Source organism: Mesorhizobium sp. M7A.F.Ca.US.010.02.1.1 (assembly GCF_004023085.1).
GTDB lineage: Bacteria > Pseudomonadota > Alphaproteobacteria > Rhizobiales > Rhizobiaceae > Mesorhizobium.
Window position 1 is genome coordinate 182,065 of record NZ_RZRV01000008.1, and the last position, 16,110, is coordinate 198,174.

Consider the following 16,110-nt stretch of genomic DNA (forward strand, 5'->3'; position numbering starts at 1 on the left):
TCTGCAGGTTCGGGCAGCACAGCAGACCTCCCATTGTCGGCTGTTCGTTGGGGCAGGATCGCACCAGTCGAAATTTGTTTCAAGCCTAAAATGTTTTTGCTCAGGGCATTGACGCATGGCATGGCGGTGGCCATTGCTAGCAAGTAGCGATGCCGTCTTGGGGAAGGGCGCAGATGTTCGAACGTCACATCGTCGATTGGGATGATGCCTATGCCAACGGCGCCAACATCGCGGGCAGTGATCGCTGGCCGTCTGCATGGGCGGAGCCAGCGCAAGCATTCCGCGATGCGCTGTCGGCGCAGGGCCGGGCGCGGCTCGACATCGCCTATGGCGACGGACCGCGCAATCGGCTCGATCTTTTCCTTCCCAGGGCCGCGCCCAAAGGGCTGGTGGTGATTATCCATGGCGGTTACTGGCTGGAGACCGACAAGAGCTTGTGGTCGCACCTCGCCAATGGCGCGGTCGGCAGTGGCTTCGCCGTGGCGATGCCCTCCTACACGCTGTGCCCGAACATACGCATCGCCGGCATCGTCAGGGAGATTGGTGCGGCGATCGGCGAGGCGGCGGCAATGGTCGACGGACCGCTGATGCTGACCGGGCATTCGGCCGGCGGCCATCTTGCCACCCGGATGGTGACGATATCAACGCCGCTGGCTGCCGATGTGGCGCGGCGCATACGCCACGTCATTTCGATTTCAGGCCTCCACGATTTGCGTCCGATCATCCGCACCGGGATGAACAAGGCACTGGCAATCGACGAAGAAGAGGCGCTGGCTGAAAGTCCGGCGCTGCTGCGACCCATGGACGGCGCCCGCATCACCTGCTGGGCCGGTGGTGGCGAGCGCGCTGAGTTTCTGCGTCAAAATGCATTGCTTGCCAATATCTGGACCGGCCTCGGCGCCACCACCAGCGTCGTGATCGAGCCCGACCGGCATCATTACAGCATTGTCGACGGCCTTGCCGACCCGGCGCATCCGCTGACGCAGAGCCTGATCTCGAACTAGAGCCGGGATCATTTTCTCGTCTGTTATGAATGGCTTGTTCGGGATTCCTCAGCGCAGCATCAAAACGCTGCAAGCCTCGCCCGCGGCTGCTGCAGGGGCAAACGGCGCCCGCACGATCAGCCCGTTGGCGTCGGCCAGCATTCTCAGCATCGAGGAATCCTGGATACCGAACGGCGTCGCCACCAGCACGCCGTCATCTTCCCTGACCACGGCTCGGACATAGTCCTGGCGCAAATCATTGGCCGGCATTGCGGCGCCCAATCGCGCTTGGCGAACGTCCTGTCGATGATTGCGGCCGCCGAGCCGCGCCAGCAGCGGCTTCAGGAACAACTGCGAGCAGACCAGGCTTGCCACCGGATTGCCGGGCAGGCCGATGCACCTGATATCGCCGAGGCGGCCGAACATCAGCGGCTTGCCGGGGCGCATGGCGATCTTCCAGAAGCCGAGCGTCATGCCTTCGCCGGTCAGCACGTCGTGGATCAGGTCGTGATCGCCGACCGAGGCGCCACCAAGCGTCACGATGACATCCGCACCGGCCGCGACCGCTTGTCTGATCAGGGCAGCGATAGCCTCCTTGCGATCGGCGGCAATGCCGAGATCGAGCGCGCGGGCGCCGACCGAGTGTGCGGTGGCAGCGACGCCATAGGCATTGGACGAGATGATCTGGTCCGGGCCGAGATCACTGCCCGGCGGCAGCAATTCGTCGCCGGTGGCGATAATGGCGACCAGCGGCCGTTTCACCACGCTGACCCGGGGATGGTTGGCCGATGCTGCCAGCGACAGTGCCGCCGGGTCGAGCAAGCGGCCTTTCTCCAGTAGCATGTCGCCTGTTGAAAAATCGAGGCCGATGCGGCGGATATTGCGCCATTGCGCTGTCGGCTCGATCACTTCGATATCGCCGCCGCCGAGGTCGCGGACATTCTCCTGGATGACGATGGTGTCGGCGCCTTCGGGCAGCGGCGCGCCGGTGAAGATGCGCACGGCCTGCGTCTGGCCGACCGTGCCGTCGAAGCCACGTCCAGCCGGCGCTATGCCGATCACCGACAGCCTGGATGGGACCGACGTGACGTCGGCGGCGCGCGCCGCATAGCCGTCCATGGCGGAAGCATTGAAAGGCGGCTGGGTGCGAAGAGCAACGACCGGTTCCGCCAGAACACGATCCACCGCCTCGAACAGAGGAACGCTTTCGCCGGCTAGAGGTGCCGCACCATCGAGCAGGCGTTCAAGCGCCTCCGCGATAGGAACCAGCGCCATCAGGCGCTCGCCTTGTAGTCACCCGACTTGCCACCCGTCTTTTCGACCAGGCGGATGCCGGTGATGACCATGGCGCGGTCGACTGCTTTCGCCATGTCGTAGATGGTCAGGCAGGCTACCGAAGCGGCGGTCAGCGCTTCCATCTCGACACCCGTCTTGCCGGTGACGCGCGCCAGCGCGGTGACCTTCAGGCCCGGCAAAGCATGGTCGGGCTCGATGTCGACGGAAACCTTGGTCAAAAGCAGCGGGTGGCAGAGCGGGATTAGTTCATGCGTCTTCTTCGCCGCCATGATACCGGCGATGCGCGCGGTGCCGAGCACATCGCCCTTCTTGGCGTTGCCGGCGAGGATCATCTTCAGCGTCTCGGGCTGCATCGCGACAAAGCCTTCGGCGATCGCCGTGCGCGTTGTTTCTTCCTTGTCGCCGACATCGACCATGTTGGCCTCGCCCTGCGCGCCGAGATGGGTAAGGCCTGATACCATCGTCAGATAGCCTCGGCCAAAGCCTTGCCTGTCAGAAGCAGGCGCGTCGCCGCGGTGACGTCCTGTTGCCGCATCAGGCTCTCGCCGACAAGAAAAGTGCCGATGTCGCTCTTTTGCAGCCTGAGGCAGTCGTCATGCGAGAAAATACCGCTCTCGCTGACCAGCAAGCGGTCGGCCGGCACCATTGTCGCCAGCCGCATGGAAGTGTCGAGGCTGGTCTCGAATGTACGCAGATTGCGGTTGTTGATGCCGATCAGTCGCGACGACAATTTTAGCGCGCGCTGCGTCTCGGTCTCGTCATGCACTTCGACCAGTGCATCCATGCCGAGTTCGAACGCCGTCGCCTCGAGTTCGCTCGCCAGGGCGTCGTCGACGCTGGCCATGATGATCAGGATGGCATCCGCGCCCCAGGCGCGGGCTTCGTAGACCTGATACGGATCGAACAGGAAATCCTTGCGCAGCGCCGGCAGCGCGACGGCGGCTCGCGCCCGGGTGAGAAATTCAGGCGCACCTTGGAAGGACGGTGCATCGGTCAGCACCGAAAGACAGGCAGCACCACCCTTGGCATAGGCCTGCGCCAGAGCCGGTGGATCGAAATCGGCACGGATCAGACCCTTGGAGGGGCTCGCTTTCTTGATCTCGGCGATCAGCGCGAAGGCGCCGGATTTGCGCTTCGCTTCCAGTGCGGCAAGAAAACCGCGCGGTGCGTCGGCATCTTTTGCCCGGACCTTGATTTCGGCCAACGGCACGCGTGCCTTTGCCGCCGCGATCTCGTCGCGCTTGTAGGCCTCGATCTTGCGAAGAATGTCAGACACGCTCTATCCGTTATCCGTTCGAAATCTCGACCAGCCTGTCGAGCACTTGCAGGGCACGGCCGCTATCGATGGCTTGCGCCGCCGCCGCGATGCCGTCGCCAAGCGTCGTCGCCTTGCCGGCCACAACCAGTCCGGCACCGGCGTTCATCAGCACGGTGTCGCGATAGGCGCCGGCGCCGCCGCCCAGCATATCGCGCAAGGCCTTGGCGTTGTAGTCCGCATCGCCGCCGCGCAACTCATCCTTGCTATGGCGCGCCAGCCCAACCGCTTCAGGGGTCAGCGTGAAGCTGCGGATTTCGCCGCCGATCAGTTCGGCGACCTGCGTCTCGCCGGTGGTGGTGATCTCGTCATAGCCGTCGCCATGGGCGACCCAGACATGCTCGGCACCCAGCGCCTTCAGTGTCTCGGCAACCGGCAGGATCCATTCCGGCAGGAACACACCGACCAGCTGCCGCTTGACGCCGGCCGGATTGGAGAGCGGCCCGAGCAGGTTGAATATGGTGCGGGTGCCGAGTTCGACGCGGGTCGGGCCGACATGCTTCATCGCAGGATGATGCGCGGGCGCGAACATGAAGCCAACGCCTGCCTCGTGGATGCAACGGCTAATGAAATCGGGCGAGATGTCGATCTTGACCCCGAGCGCCACCAGCACATCGGCTGCCCCTGTCAGCGACGACAGGCCGCGATTGCCGTGTTTGGCAACCGGCACGCCGCTGCCGGCAACGACGAAGGCCGATGCCGTCGAAATGTTGACGCTGTGAGAATTGTCGCCGCCGGTACCGACGATGTCGACGGCATCGGTGGGCGCGTCGACGTGCAGCATCTTGGCCCGCATGGTTGCGACGGCGCCTGAAATCTCGCTCACCGTCTCGCCGCGCACGCGCAGCGCCATCAGGAAGCCGCCGATCTGGCCGGGGGTCGCATCACCCGACATGATGATGTCGAAAGCCTCGCGCGCTTCCTCGAAGGAAAGCGCGCTACCGGTCGCGATCTTGGCGATATGGGTTTTCAGCGCGCTCATCTTGTCGAGGCTTGGGCGACGGCGGCCTGGTCGATGCGAACGTCGTACTGCGTCTGCAACTGCGCCACCAATTGGTCGAGCAGGTCGTCCGACATGCCGGAGGTGAAGGATTTCTGTGCGTCATCCGGCACCGAGCTGGCATCGGCTCCGGCGGGCTCGAACACTTCGGCGACCTTGTACAGGATCTGCCCGTCGCCGGTGGGCGAGGGGATCAGGCCGGTACCGCCTTCGCCGACACCGAACATCGCTGCCGCACCCTCCTTACCGAAGTCGACGTCGTCAGCCTCACGCTTAACACCGCGCTTGGTCTGCTTTTCGAGCTTCAGTTCGCTGGCGATGACATCGAGCGTTGCGCCGGCCTTGAGCCGCTTTTCCAGCTCGTCAGCCTTGGCGGCGAGCCGCTTGCTTGTTTCCGCCGCCGTCCAGTCGGCCACGACTTTCTGACGAACCTCATCCAGCGTGCGGTCGCGAGCCGGCGTGATGGACGCCACCTCATAGAAGACGAAGCCGTTGTCGGCTGTGGTCAAGGCATCGTTTTCCGTGTTGGGTTCGGCGTCGAAGACCGCTTTGATCAGCTCCGGCGATTGCGGCAGGTCCTTGACGATGCTTGCATCTGGCCGCAGCCCACTGCGATCGATGGCGTCGATGGTGACGACCTTCAGCTTCAGCTTGGCCGCGGCCTCAGCCAGCGAACTGCCGGCGGCGCGGGTGTCATCGTAATTGTCACGCACGTCCAGAAGGATGCGGCTTGCCTCGCCCAGCGCCAGATCCTTGCGGATCTGATCGGACACCTCGGCCAGTGGCTTCACCACCTCGGGCTTGATCTCGGTGACGCGCAGCAGCACCGGACCGAAGGCGCCTTGCACGACCTGGCTGACTTCATTGGCGTTGAGCGAAAAGGCCGCGTCGGCGACCGCCTTGTCGGCGATCTTGTCCTTGGCAAGCGTGCCGAGCAACGTGTCGGCCGGCGTCTTGCCTTCCGCCGTGACCAGCTTGTCGAAAGTGGCGCCGGCCTTGAGCGAATCGAGTGCGGCCTTGGCCGCATCCGGCGTCTTGAACACGAGCTGCTCCACGGTGCGCAGTTCCGGCGTGGTGTAACGCGCCTTGTTCTTGTTGTAGTCGTCGCTGACCTGGCTGTCGGTGACGGCTGTCGTATCCATGATGTCGACGGGTTCGAGGCGGACATAGGAGAATTTGCGGTATTCGGGTGCCGCATATGTCTTCTTGTTGGCTTCGAAATAGGCCGAGAGCACACTGTCGGACGGTGCCGCGATCGGCTCGACAAGTGCCTTGGGTAGCGTCAAATAGTCGATGGTGCGGTCTTCGCCGCGATAGAGCGCAACCGCCTTGAAGAAAGTGTCCGGAGCCTTGAGGCCATCCGAGACCGCCTCGACAATCTGCTGGCGCACCGCCACCTGGGCACGGTTCTTAAGATAATCCTCGGGCCGCATGCCGATCTGCTGCAGCATATATTCGAACGTTCTGCGGTCGAACTGCCCGCCCGGGCCTTTGAAGGCCGGGTCTTCGCGTGTCAGCTCGGCCAGCCGGTCCTTGGAAAGTCCGAGGCCCAGCTTGCGGGCCTGTTCGTCGAGAACGGCACCCGAGACGAGCTGCGCCAACACCTGGTTGTCGACACCGAGCGCCTTTGCCTGTTCGTGGCTGAGACGCTGGCCGAACTGCTGCGACATGACGGCGAGCTGGCGATCGTAGGCGAGACGGTATTCGTTGATCGACACTTTGGTGCCGCCGGCCGTTATGACCGAATCATGGCCGGCCAAACCGCCCATCAGCCGTCCGGAAACGCCCCAAACCAAAAAGCTGAGCACCAGCAGCACCAACAGCCCCTTCGCGACCCAGGTGCCTGCCGCGCTTCTCAATATACCAAGCATTTTTACTTCCGATTTATGCGCATTTTCGCATGCGCCGAGTCTGAAACAAGCGCAATAGCGCCCTTCCGGTCCACTGTCGATTGCTTTGTGGCCTGATTTTGGTAGTGAGGGCCAGAGCCCGATATCGCCCGGAGAAGCAAACCCATGACACCAGGAATTCGCCCGCTCGTCGCCGGCAACTGGAAAATGAACGGCACCAGCGCCTCCCTCAACGAGCTCAGGATGATCGGCAACGGCTTCATGAGCGGACTTGACGCGGAGACCGAAGCACTGGTTTGCGTTCCCGCGACCCTGCTTGCCCACGCCGCGGAGATCCTGTCACGCACGCCGGTGCATGCCGGCGGCGAGGATTGCCACACCAAGGAGAGCGGCGCCTACACCGGCTGCATCTCGGCGGAAATGCTCAGGGATGCCGGTGCAAGCCATGTCATCGTTGGCCATTCCGAATGCCGCGAGCAACACGGCGAGGATGATGCCACTGTCCAGGCCAAGGCCTCCGCCGCCTGGCGCGCCGGGCTTGTGGCCATCATTTGCATTGGCGAGACGCATGAGCAGCGTGAAGCGGGCGCCACACTGGACGTGCTGTCGCGGCAGGTCGATGGTTCGGTCCCGCCAAGCGCCACACCGTCCAACACCATCATTGCTTATGAGCCGGTATGGGCGATTGGCACCGGCCTGACGCCGACCGCCGCCGATGTGGCCGAAGCACACGCGCATATTCGCGAAAAGCTGTCGGAAAAGCTCGGCGGCGTTGCGGCCAAGGTGCGCATTCTCTATGGCGGCTCGGTCAAGCCTTCCAACGCGGTCGAATTGCTCGGCGTCAGGAATGTCGACGGGGCGCTGGTCGGCGGCGCCAGCCTGAAAGCGGCGGATTTCCTAGCTATTGCCGAGGCCTATCGCAATATTGCTTGAAGACATTCGCCACGCCGGACAGGGCTTCCGGTGCCTGAAATCGTTGCAAAGGACGGGTTGCTTCCCATATTCCGGCCACGGGCTTGGAAATGCCGTCAAAGCATTGTATTGAGCCGCCTCCAATTCACCGGTCGTGTCCGCGGCCGGGCAAGGCCTTGCCAGGATAAACTATGGAAACCGTACTGATCGTCATCCATCTCATGGTTGTGCTCGCCCTTGTCGGCGTGGTGCTGCTGCAGCGCTCCGAAGGCGGCGGCCTCGGCATCGGTGGCGGCTCCGGCTTCATGACCGCGCGTGGCGCTGCCAATGCGCTGACGCGTGCGACGGCGATCCTGGCGGCCGCCTTCTTCGCCACCTCCTTGACCCTGTCGATCGTCGCCCGCTACGGCGAGAAGCCGATCGACATCCTCGACCGCGTGCCGGCGACATCGGACGGTGCAGGCAAAGGCGTGCTCAACCAATTGCCCGGCACGACCACCCCGGCGCCCGCAGGCACCACCACGCCGACGCCGCCGTCAGGCAACGATGCCGCGGCTCCGGCGACCGCGCCGGCCACGGCGCCTGCCGCCGGTTCGACGCCGCCGGCAACCAATGGCGCCGCTCCCGCCGCGCCGGCGGCCCCGCAGGTTCCTAACCAGTAGTCTTCGGCGGCTGAAGCCGCGATCTGTGCTCGTTTGAACACAGTCGCGGCAAATGCAGCGAGATCACAAAGATTCGACTGGGTGAGGTACGACCTCACGCTTGAGGCCCCCGCGCTTATTCGACTATAGATTGCGCGCGGCACTTCCGGCGCCCTTGGGGGGCGCTGGGCGACGCCGTGGGCAACAAGCATAGAACGATCGGATCTTCGCCATGCAGCTTCGCAGCTTCATTTTCCTGGGACTTTGTGCCGCAATCGGCATCAGTTCCCCAGCCTTCGCTGGCGTTCCGGCCAATATGGCCGCACAGCCTTCGGTTGAAACAACCTCCGCCATCAACGTCGCCGTCAAAAGTGACGCGTCGCAATTGAAGCTTCTCAAGAAGAAGAAAAACCCGACGCCCGACGACCTCGCCCAGATCAAGAAGATCGAGGCCAAGATCGTTGCCGACAAGGAGGCCGCCAAAGCCAAGGCGCTCGAAGCCAGGAAACTGGCGATGCGCGAGGCGGCCAAGGCCAAGGCCGACGCTGAACGGCAGGCGTTCCTTGCCAAGAAGGGCAAGAGCGCGCCGGCAACCGAGGTGGCCGATGCCAAGCCGGCCAAGAAGCAGGTTGCCAAGATCATCGAGCCTATCGAACCGATCGCACCGATCCAATCGGCAGAGCCGCTTCCGGCAGAGGCGATGAACGTCGCCTTGACCGGCAACAATGGCGAGCTGCGCAGCGAGGTCATCGGCCAGAAGCAGCCGAGCAGCGGTGGTCTGTTCGCCGGTCTCTTCGGCGGGACCTCGTCCGGGTCTTCGATAAGCTATCTCCCTGAGACACGGGCTCTCGACCAGGTGCTCGCCAAGAGGGAAGCCAAGAAGCAGTTCAAGGTGAAGCCGGAATTCGTGCCGCAGGACGTGGAATTCAGCGGTTACGATGCGGGCACCATCGTCATCGACACCAGCGCGCGGCGCCTCTACCTCGTCGAATCGTCCTCCACCGCCCGCCGCTACGCCATTGCGGTCGGCCGCGAGGGTCTGCAGTACAAGGGTACGGTTGCGGTCGGCGACAAGCAGGAATGGCCGCGCTGGATCCCGACGCTGGACATGCAGAAGCGTGAGCCGAAGCATTATGGCCAGTACAAGGACGGCATGCCCGGCGGTGGCCAGAACCCGCTCGGCGCCCGCGCCATCTACCTCTATGACGGCAAGAAGGACACGCATCTGCGTATCCACGGCACCATCGCGCCGCAGTCGATCGGAACCAGCGCCTCGAATGGCTGCTTCCGCATGATCAACGAGCACGTCATGGACCTCTACAGCCGCGTCAGGGTTGGCACCAAGGTCGTTATCATCTGACGTTTTCGTCATCCTGCCGAAAGGGCCGGCTCAGCCGGCCCTTTTGTTTTGCCCTGTTCACGATCCGAGCGCCTTCTTGGGAAAAAACCTTCGCGGTGGTTTTTTCTCTGGCGGAATCAATCCGGCCGCGTTAAGCGATGACTCCCATGGCGCGATATGTATTCATCACAGGCGGCGTGGTTTCCTCACTTGGAAAAGGCATAGCCGCAGCGGCCCTTGGGGCTCTCCTGCAGGCGCGAGGCTATCGCGCACGCATCAAAAAACTCGACCCCTACCTCAATGTCGATCCGGGCACGATGTCGCCGTACCAGCATGGCGAGGTTTTCGTCACTGATGATGGCGCGGAAACCGATCTCGATCTTGGCCATTACGAGCGCTTCACCGGCCGCTCCGCCAATCAGCAGGACAACATCACCACCGGCCGCATCTACAAGAACATCATCGAGCGTGAGCGGCGCGGCGATTATCTCGGCGCAACCGTGCAGGTCATTCCGCACGTCACCGACGAGATCAAGAATTTCGTCCTCAACGGCAATGACGACTATGATTTCGTGTTGTGCGAGATCGGCGGCACGGTCGGCGACATCGAGGCGATGCCGTTCCTGGAAGCTATTCGCCAGCTTGGCAACGACCTGCCGCGCAACAACGCCGTCTACGTCCATCTGACGCTGATGCCCTACATCCCGACGGCAGGCGAGCTGAAGACCAAGCCGACCCAGCATTCGGTCAAGGAGCTGCGCGGCATCGGCATCGCGCCCGATATCCTGCTGGTCCGTGCCGACCGCGCCATTCCCAAGGAAGAGCGCAGAAAACTGTCGCTGTTTTGCAATGTGCGCGAAAGTGCCGTGATCCAGGCGCTCGACGTGCCGCATATCTACGATGTGCCGATGGCATACCATAGGGAAGGGCTCGATTCGGAAGTGCTGGCTGCCTTCGGCATCGATCCGGCGCCGAAGCCGCGCATGGAGCCGTGGCAGGCGGTGTCCAACCGCATCCACAATCCGGAAGGCGAGGTCACCATCGCCGTGGTCGGCAAATATACCGGCCTCAAGGATGCCTACAAATCGCTGATCGAGGCGCTGTCGCATGGCGGCCTGGCCAACCACGTCAAGGTCAAGCTCGACTGGATCGAATCGGAGATCTTCGAAAAGGAGGATCCGACGCCATGGCTGGAAAAGGTGCATGGCATCCTGGTTCCCGGCGGCTTTGGCGAGCGCGGTGCCGAAGGCAAGATACTGGCGGCGAAGTTCGCGCGCGAGCGCAAGGTGCCGTATTTCGGCATCTGCTTCGGCATGCAGATGGCCTGCATCGAGGCGGCGCGGTCGCTGGCCGGCGTCGAACATGCGTCTTCGACCGAGTTTGGTCCGACCGAGGAACCGGTCGTCGGCCTGATGACCGAATGGCTGAAAGGCAACATGCTGGAGAAGCGCCGGGAAACCGGCGATCTCGGCGGCACGATGCGGCTCGGCGCCTATCAGGCCGAACTCGCCAAGGGCTCCAAGATCGCCGAGATTTACGGCGACACACAGATTTTCGAGCGCCATCGCCACCGCTACGAGGTCAATGTCGACTACAAGGAGCGGCTCGAAGATTGCGGCCTGGTGTTTGCCGGCATGTCGCCCGACGGCGTGTTGCCGGAAACGGTCGAATATCCGGACCATCCGTGGTTCATCGGCGTGCAGTATCACCCGGAACTGAAAAGCCGGCCGCTTGACCCGCATCCGCTGTTCGCCAGTTTCATCGAGGCGGCGGTGGAGCAGAGCCGGTTGGTGTAGCGATCAGGTCGGGCGGCAATGCAGACCTATGTCGCACTGCTTTACAGCATCATCCTGGGCGAGGGCCGCCGGGTCGTCATGGCCGACCTCAAGGCCATGGCCGAAGAGCTCGGGCTGAACAACCCGCGCACGCTGGTGGCGACGGGCAATCTGGTCTTCGAGGCACCGGCAACTGATATCGCCGACCTCGAACAGTGGTTGGAGGCAGCCTTTAAAAAAACCTTCGGCCGCCATGTCGACATCATCGTGCGTGGTGCCGAGGACTGGCTGAAGCTTGCCGCCGGCAATCCGTTCCCGGCTGATTCTGCTAAAGCAGGCGATCAGGTGGCGGTGCGCGTGATGCGTAAGCCTGCACCCCAGGAGGCCGTGACGGCACTGCAGGCTTATGCCGCCGAGGACGAGAAAGTGACTTCGCTCGGCGGCGACATTTGGGTCGTCTTTTCACGCGAGAGGCCAAGCTCGCGGCTGCTTGCGGCGATGAATCACAAGCGCATGGGCACAGGCACGTCGCGCAACTGGAACACAGTGCGCAGATTGGCCGAGATGCTCGGGTAGGTTTGGGGCGGCACTCGCCGCCCCAAATTCACCTTGTCAGGCTTTCGCGGTCCTGGCGCCGGCGCCCAAAGCGGCGGTGCGCAGCACGTAGTAGATGATGCCGGCGATCGCCACGCCGAAGAACCAGCCATAGACGCCCCACCAGGATGGAAGCCAGTTGGTGAAGTTGGGCAGGATCGACGAGAAGATGGCGCCGATGCCGGCGGCGATAAAGGCATTGACGTGCCAGCCGCCCTGGAAACGGAACTCGCCGTCTTCGCGGTAAAGCGCTTCGACGTCGACCTCACCCTTCCGGATCAGGTAGTAGTCGACCATCATCACCCCGAAGATCGGCCCCATCGTCGCGCCGATGATGTTGACGAAGGAAGCGGCACTGCCTTCCCATGGCGCGAAGGGATAGAGCAGCAGGGCAATGACGGCCGCGATATAGCCGCCCTTCTTGAAGTCGATCTGCCTGGGGAAGACGTTGGAGAAGTCGAAGGCCGGCGAGACGAAATTAGCGACCACGTTGATGCCCAGGGTCGCAACCGCAAAGGTCAGGGCTGCGAGCGCCGCCAGGAACCAGCTGTCGAATTTCGCCGAGATCTGGTCGGGATGCAGCAGCACCTCGCCATAGACGTCAAAGGCGGCAATGGTGGTGACGCCGGCGACCAGCGAGAACAGGATGAGGTTGATCGGCAGGCCCCAGATGTTGCCCTTGCGCAGCGATGCCTTGTCCGGCGCGTAACGGGCGAAATCGCAGAAGTTGAGATAGAGCGCCGAGAAATAGGTGACCCAGATTGCTGCCACCGCAAACAGCGAAGTCCACGAGCCGGGCGTGCCGGGCACGCCCGCGTCCTTCGTCTTGTCCAGCAACACGTCCATCGGGATGTCGCTGGTGAAGGCAAATCTCCCGGATTTGACGCAGAGATAGATCGCCAGGATCAGCATCATCACCCACACTGCGGGGCCGGCCCAGTCCTGGAAGCGGCGCACCGTTTCCATGCCGTTCTGGATGATCAGCAGTTGCAGCCCCCAGATGACCACGAAGCAGATCACCTCCAGGCCGGTATGGCCGAGGAAATGCGTGCTGGCGTTGAAATCGGCGAACCACTGCGTGCGGATCAGCAGCGCCACGATCGCGCCCGAGGCGGCGGCCGTCTGCGCGCCGTACCAGAAGCAGGCGACGATGGCGCGCACCAGTGCCGGTATGTTGGCGCCCCAGATGCCGAAAGAGGCGCGGGCAAGCACGGGGTAGGGCACGCCCGTCTTCACGCCGGCATAGCCGACCATGTTCATCAGCGCGTAGATGATCAGCGATCCGATGCCTATGGCGATGATGAAATTGACAAAGCCGCCGCAGAACAGGAACAGACTGGCGGCGAGATAGTAGCCCCAGAGGCTGTGAACGTCCGATGTCCAGACGTTGAAGATCGAGAATGGTCCCCAGTTTCGAACTTTGGCTGGAGCCAGATCCTCGTTATAGAGATCAGGTGAAGCACCCTGTATTGTCATTGCAATGGTCCCCTTTTGCAGCACGCGCCCTCACGCGTTGGCCGCGTGCAGGTTAAGCCTGCCGCAGGGGAACCGACAAGCAACCTATTTGCCGGCTTTGGCCTTAAAGATATTCAATGAGAACTGCGATTATCGATGCACGGCGATGGTGGGTCATCGCTGAGCCCGGCACGGATGATTCGAAGTTCGACGCCGGGATTCCAATCTGAAGCGGTAGGGCCATCTAAGCGATGGCCATAAGCTGCTTGTGATCCGCGACTTCGGCGAGCAGCCAATCCTGAAACAGGCCGGTGCCTGGTTTGTTGCCGATGCTGCGACGCTGATGCAGGTAAATGCCGGCCGGATAGGTGTGGCGGGCACGGAACGGGGCGACCAGTTTGCCTTGCTGCAGAAAATCTTGCGCCATCATCGTGTCCGCGAGCGCTATTCCCGCGCCATTGATCGCTTCGCGCATGATCAAGGTGCAATCATCCAGTGTTGTGCTGGATTTTGGCGTCGTTTCCAGAACGCCTTCCTGCTCCAGCCAACGCTTCCATCTCATGGTTTCGCATTCATGGATCAGATGATGATTGACCAGATCGGCCGGCGATCGCAGCGGCACAGGCCCCTCCAAAAGCGAAGGCGCACAGACCGGCGTCAAAAGCAGCGGGATCAGCAGCGTCAAAGCCGGGCCGGCCTTGTAGACGAACTCGTCGACAATGGCCAAATCGAAGTTGGCGCGCTTGCCTGAAGTGGAGATCTCCAGATCCACCGACGGATGCAACCGGCGAAAGTTCGGCAACCGGTCCGCCAGCCAAAGGTTCAGAACAGTGGGCACGCACAAGACCCGGACACGTTGGATCTTGCCGTGGCGCGACCCCTCGGAGAGGCTGACGTCATCGGTGGCGCGCCAGATGGCTTCGAACGCCTCCGAGAGGCTGCGCGCATAGTAGGAGCCCCTGATAGTTGGCGTTATCTGGCGAAAACCGCGTTCGAACAGGTCCTGGCCAAGATTTCGTTCAAGCGCGCGGATGTGGCGGCTGACAGCCGAGGGTGTCAGATGCAGTTCTTCCGCCGCGTCCTTGACGCTGCCGAGGCGAGCGGCGGCCTCGAAAGCGCGCATGCCATTGAGTGAGGGAAGGGCCATTGGCCGATCATGAATTGTCAGTTGAGTTTTTGTCAATCGACATGGGCAGAATTCGCGTTTGATCGCCTGCCCCGTTAGGGGATACCCAGAAGGCAAGAGCAATTAAGTCGTCTCAAGAAAGCGACTGTTTGGGGACCGGCATTATACCACGAACGGCGGAGACCGGCTTGACCAGTCTCCACCGGGGCGAGCGAAGCGTTGCTCGCTACCGGCTGGTATTGCCGCAATTGGAGAGAGCGCCAGCCTATGCCTCAATCGCCAGCGCCGGTTTTCGAGACCGCGGATGAGATTTCCGCCGAAGCCTCTGTCGTCGTGATTTTGCAAACTGCCCACACGGGCTTTGGCCCGCGGGCAGTCGCCCTGGATGCCGAGATGAGCGGGATTCTCTCTCGCGCCTGCTCCGACCCGGCCGCCTTGGCCGAATCCGGCACCTGCATCGATCTTATTGCTCCTCAGGCCGTATCGACCAAGCGCGTGGTCGTCCTGGCCTTGGGCAAAGCTGAAACGGTAACCGCTCTGTCGTTGGCACGCGCCGGCGGTCTGCTTGCCGCGCATCTGGAGGGCAAGGGAGAATGCGCGGCCACGCTGGTCCTGGACCCCATCGCCGGCGTTGACCTGCCCGGAGCCGAAATCCTGGCGCGTGTCGCGCTCGGCATGCGGCTGCGCCGCTATCGTTTCGACATGCGCAACCGGCGGCAAGGGGCGGGAGCGGATCGAACCTTGCGGGTGAAACTGGTCGGGGCCCGCGGCCCGGATCTGACCGCGGCGCTGGCGCGGATCAATGCCATCGCCGACGGTGTCGAATATGCGCGGACCCTGGTCAACCTGCCGCCGAACCATCTCCATCCCGACAATTTCCATGATCATCTGGAGCCGCTGCGTGAAGCCGGAATCGACATCGAAATGCTCGATGCCCCGCAACTGAAGGAGCTCGGCATGAACGCGCTTCTTGCTGTTGGATCGGGCTCGGCGCGCCCGCCGCGGGTCGCTGTCCTGCGCTACCGGGGCAAAGGTGCTCCCGCCCAACCACTCGCTTTCGTCGGCAAGGGCGTCTGCTTCGATTCGGGAGGCCTCTGCATCAAAGGCGGAGCGCAGATGTTCGACATGAAGGCCGACATGGGCGGAGCGGCCGCTGTGGTCGGCCTGCTGATCGCGCTCGCCCGGCAAGGCAGCCCAGTACACGTTGTCGGTGTTCTCGGCATCGCCGAGAACATGCCATCCGGCACCGCGCTCAAACCGCGCGACATCATCACGACGGCGTCCGGACAGACCGTGGAAGTGTTCGACACGGATGCGGAAGGACGCCTGCTTCTGGCCGACTGCCTCCACTATGCAGCCACGCGCTTCAACCCTTCGGTGATCGTCGATCTGGCGACGCTGACCTATTCGGTGACGCGTGGCCTGGGCTCGATATTCGCCGGCCTGTTCAGCACCGACGATGCCATCGCGTCACAGATGATCGCGGCCGGAGAAACGGTCGGCGAACGGTTCTGGCGGCTGCCGCTCGACCGGGCCTATGATGAGGGTCTGCAATCGCCGTTCGCGGACCTCAGGCATCATGCCAAGGACATGGAGGACGGCGACGCTCCCTATGCCGCGGCCTTCCTGCGCCATTTCACGGAAGATCGCCCCTGGGTGCATCTCGACATCGCCAGCAAGGAACTGACCGACACCGATCGGCCTCTCGGCAGGCAAGGTGCCACGGCATTTGGCGTGCAGATGCTGGAAGAGTGGGTGCAGGTCACCCGCAACATGAGTTAGGCCCCCGTCGTCACGGACAAATACAAGATGCCTTCAACCGCA

Annotated in this window: 14 protein-coding genes; 7 read left to right on the plus strand and 7 right to left on the minus strand. The window is 62.8% G+C overall.

What is annotated here, in order from left to right:
* The first annotated feature begins 173 nt into the window (after positions 1-173).
* Positions 174-1,004: an alpha/beta hydrolase gene (locus tag EOA19_RS11400; RefSeq protein WP_128303631.1), complete on the plus strand. Its 831-nt coding sequence runs from the start codon at positions 174-176 to the stop codon at positions 1,002-1,004.
* 48 nt (positions 1,005-1,052) lie between these two features.
* Here the strand turns inward: EOA19_RS11400 and glp are convergent, their stop codons facing one another.
* The 5 genes from glp to EOA19_RS11425 are packed head-to-tail and all read right to left on the minus strand — an operon-like array spanning position 1,053 to position 6,465.
* On the minus strand, positions 1,053-2,258 hold the full coding sequence (gene glp / locus EOA19_RS11405) for a gephyrin-like molybdotransferase Glp (protein WP_128303632.1): 1,206 nt from the start codon (positions 2,256-2,258) through the stop codon (positions 1,053-1,055).
* Positions 2,258-2,740 carry a cyclic pyranopterin monophosphate synthase MoaC gene (gene moaC / locus EOA19_RS11410; protein ID WP_023812913.1) on the minus strand — a complete coding sequence of 161 codons (483 nt, stop codon included), beginning with the start codon at positions 2,738-2,740 and terminating at the stop codon, positions 2,258-2,260. Before moaC ends, glp begins: the two co-directional genes overlap by 1 nt.
* A gap of 2 nt (positions 2,741-2,742) precedes the next feature.
* Positions 2,743-3,555 (minus strand): indole-3-glycerol phosphate synthase TrpC, encoded by an 813-nt coding sequence (trpC, locus tag EOA19_RS11415; RefSeq protein ID WP_128303633.1) that lies wholly within the window; start codon positions 3,553-3,555, stop codon positions 2,743-2,745.
* A gap of 10 nt (positions 3,556-3,565) precedes the next feature.
* On the minus strand, positions 3,566-4,576 hold the full coding sequence (gene trpD, locus EOA19_RS11420; RefSeq protein WP_023812911.1) for an anthranilate phosphoribosyltransferase: 1,011 nt from the start codon (positions 4,574-4,576) through the stop codon (positions 3,566-3,568).
* The gene (locus EOA19_RS11425) at positions 4,573-6,465 is read right to left on the minus strand and encodes a SurA N-terminal domain-containing protein (protein WP_128303634.1); all 1,893 of its coding nucleotides are present in this window, start codon (positions 6,463-6,465) and stop codon (positions 4,573-4,575) included. The genes trpD and EOA19_RS11425 overlap by 4 nt, the downstream gene beginning before the upstream one ends.
* Before the next feature lie 144 nt (positions 6,466-6,609).
* Between EOA19_RS11425 and tpiA the strand changes: the two genes are divergently transcribed.
* The 5 genes from tpiA (at position 6,610) to EOA19_RS11450 (ending at position 11,687) form a co-directional block, all read left to right on the plus strand.
* Positions 6,610-7,377, plus strand: a complete 768-nt coding sequence (gene tpiA, locus EOA19_RS11430) for a triose-phosphate isomerase (protein ID WP_128303635.1) — start codon at positions 6,610-6,612, stop codon at positions 7,375-7,377.
* Positions 7,378-7,547: 170 nt separating this feature from the next.
* On the plus strand, positions 7,548-8,018 hold the full coding sequence (secG, locus tag EOA19_RS11435; RefSeq protein ID WP_128303636.1) for a preprotein translocase subunit SecG: 471 nt from the start codon (positions 7,548-7,550) through the stop codon (positions 8,016-8,018).
* A gap of 211 nt (positions 8,019-8,229) precedes the next feature.
* On the plus strand, positions 8,230-9,357 hold the full coding sequence (locus tag EOA19_RS11440; RefSeq protein ID WP_128303637.1) for a L,D-transpeptidase: 1,128 nt from the start codon (positions 8,230-8,232) through the stop codon (positions 9,355-9,357).
* 137 nt (positions 9,358-9,494) lie between these two features.
* Positions 9,495-11,132, plus strand: coding sequence for a CTP synthase (locus tag EOA19_RS11445; protein WP_127810447.1), 1,638 nt, complete (start codon positions 9,495-9,497; stop codon positions 11,130-11,132).
* 18 nt (positions 11,133-11,150) lie between these two features.
* Positions 11,151-11,687: a DUF1697 domain-containing protein gene (locus EOA19_RS11450; RefSeq protein ID WP_128303638.1), complete on the plus strand. Its 537-nt coding sequence runs from the start codon at positions 11,151-11,153 to the stop codon at positions 11,685-11,687.
* 36 nt (positions 11,688-11,723) lie between these two features.
* Here the strand turns inward: EOA19_RS11450 and EOA19_RS11455 are convergent, their stop codons facing one another.
* Together EOA19_RS11455 and EOA19_RS11460 are read right to left on the minus strand one after the other, a co-directional pair.
* The gene (locus tag EOA19_RS11455; protein WP_027161571.1) at positions 11,724-13,181 is read right to left on the minus strand and encodes an NCS1 family nucleobase:cation symporter-1; all 1,458 of its coding nucleotides are present in this window, start codon (positions 13,179-13,181) and stop codon (positions 11,724-11,726) included.
* A 223-nt stretch (positions 13,182-13,404) separates the two neighbouring features.
* Entirely contained in the window at positions 13,405-14,307 is a 903-nt protein-coding gene (locus EOA19_RS11460; RefSeq protein WP_128303639.1) for a LysR substrate-binding domain-containing protein, read from the minus strand.
* A 246-nt stretch (positions 14,308-14,553) separates the two neighbouring features.
* Here EOA19_RS11460 and EOA19_RS11465 point away from each other — a divergent pair, with 246 nt between their 5' ends.
* Positions 14,554-16,068, plus strand: a complete 1,515-nt coding sequence (locus EOA19_RS11465; RefSeq protein WP_128303640.1) for a leucyl aminopeptidase — start codon at positions 14,554-14,556, stop codon at positions 16,066-16,068.
* Positions 16,069-16,110: the final 42 nt, after the last annotated feature.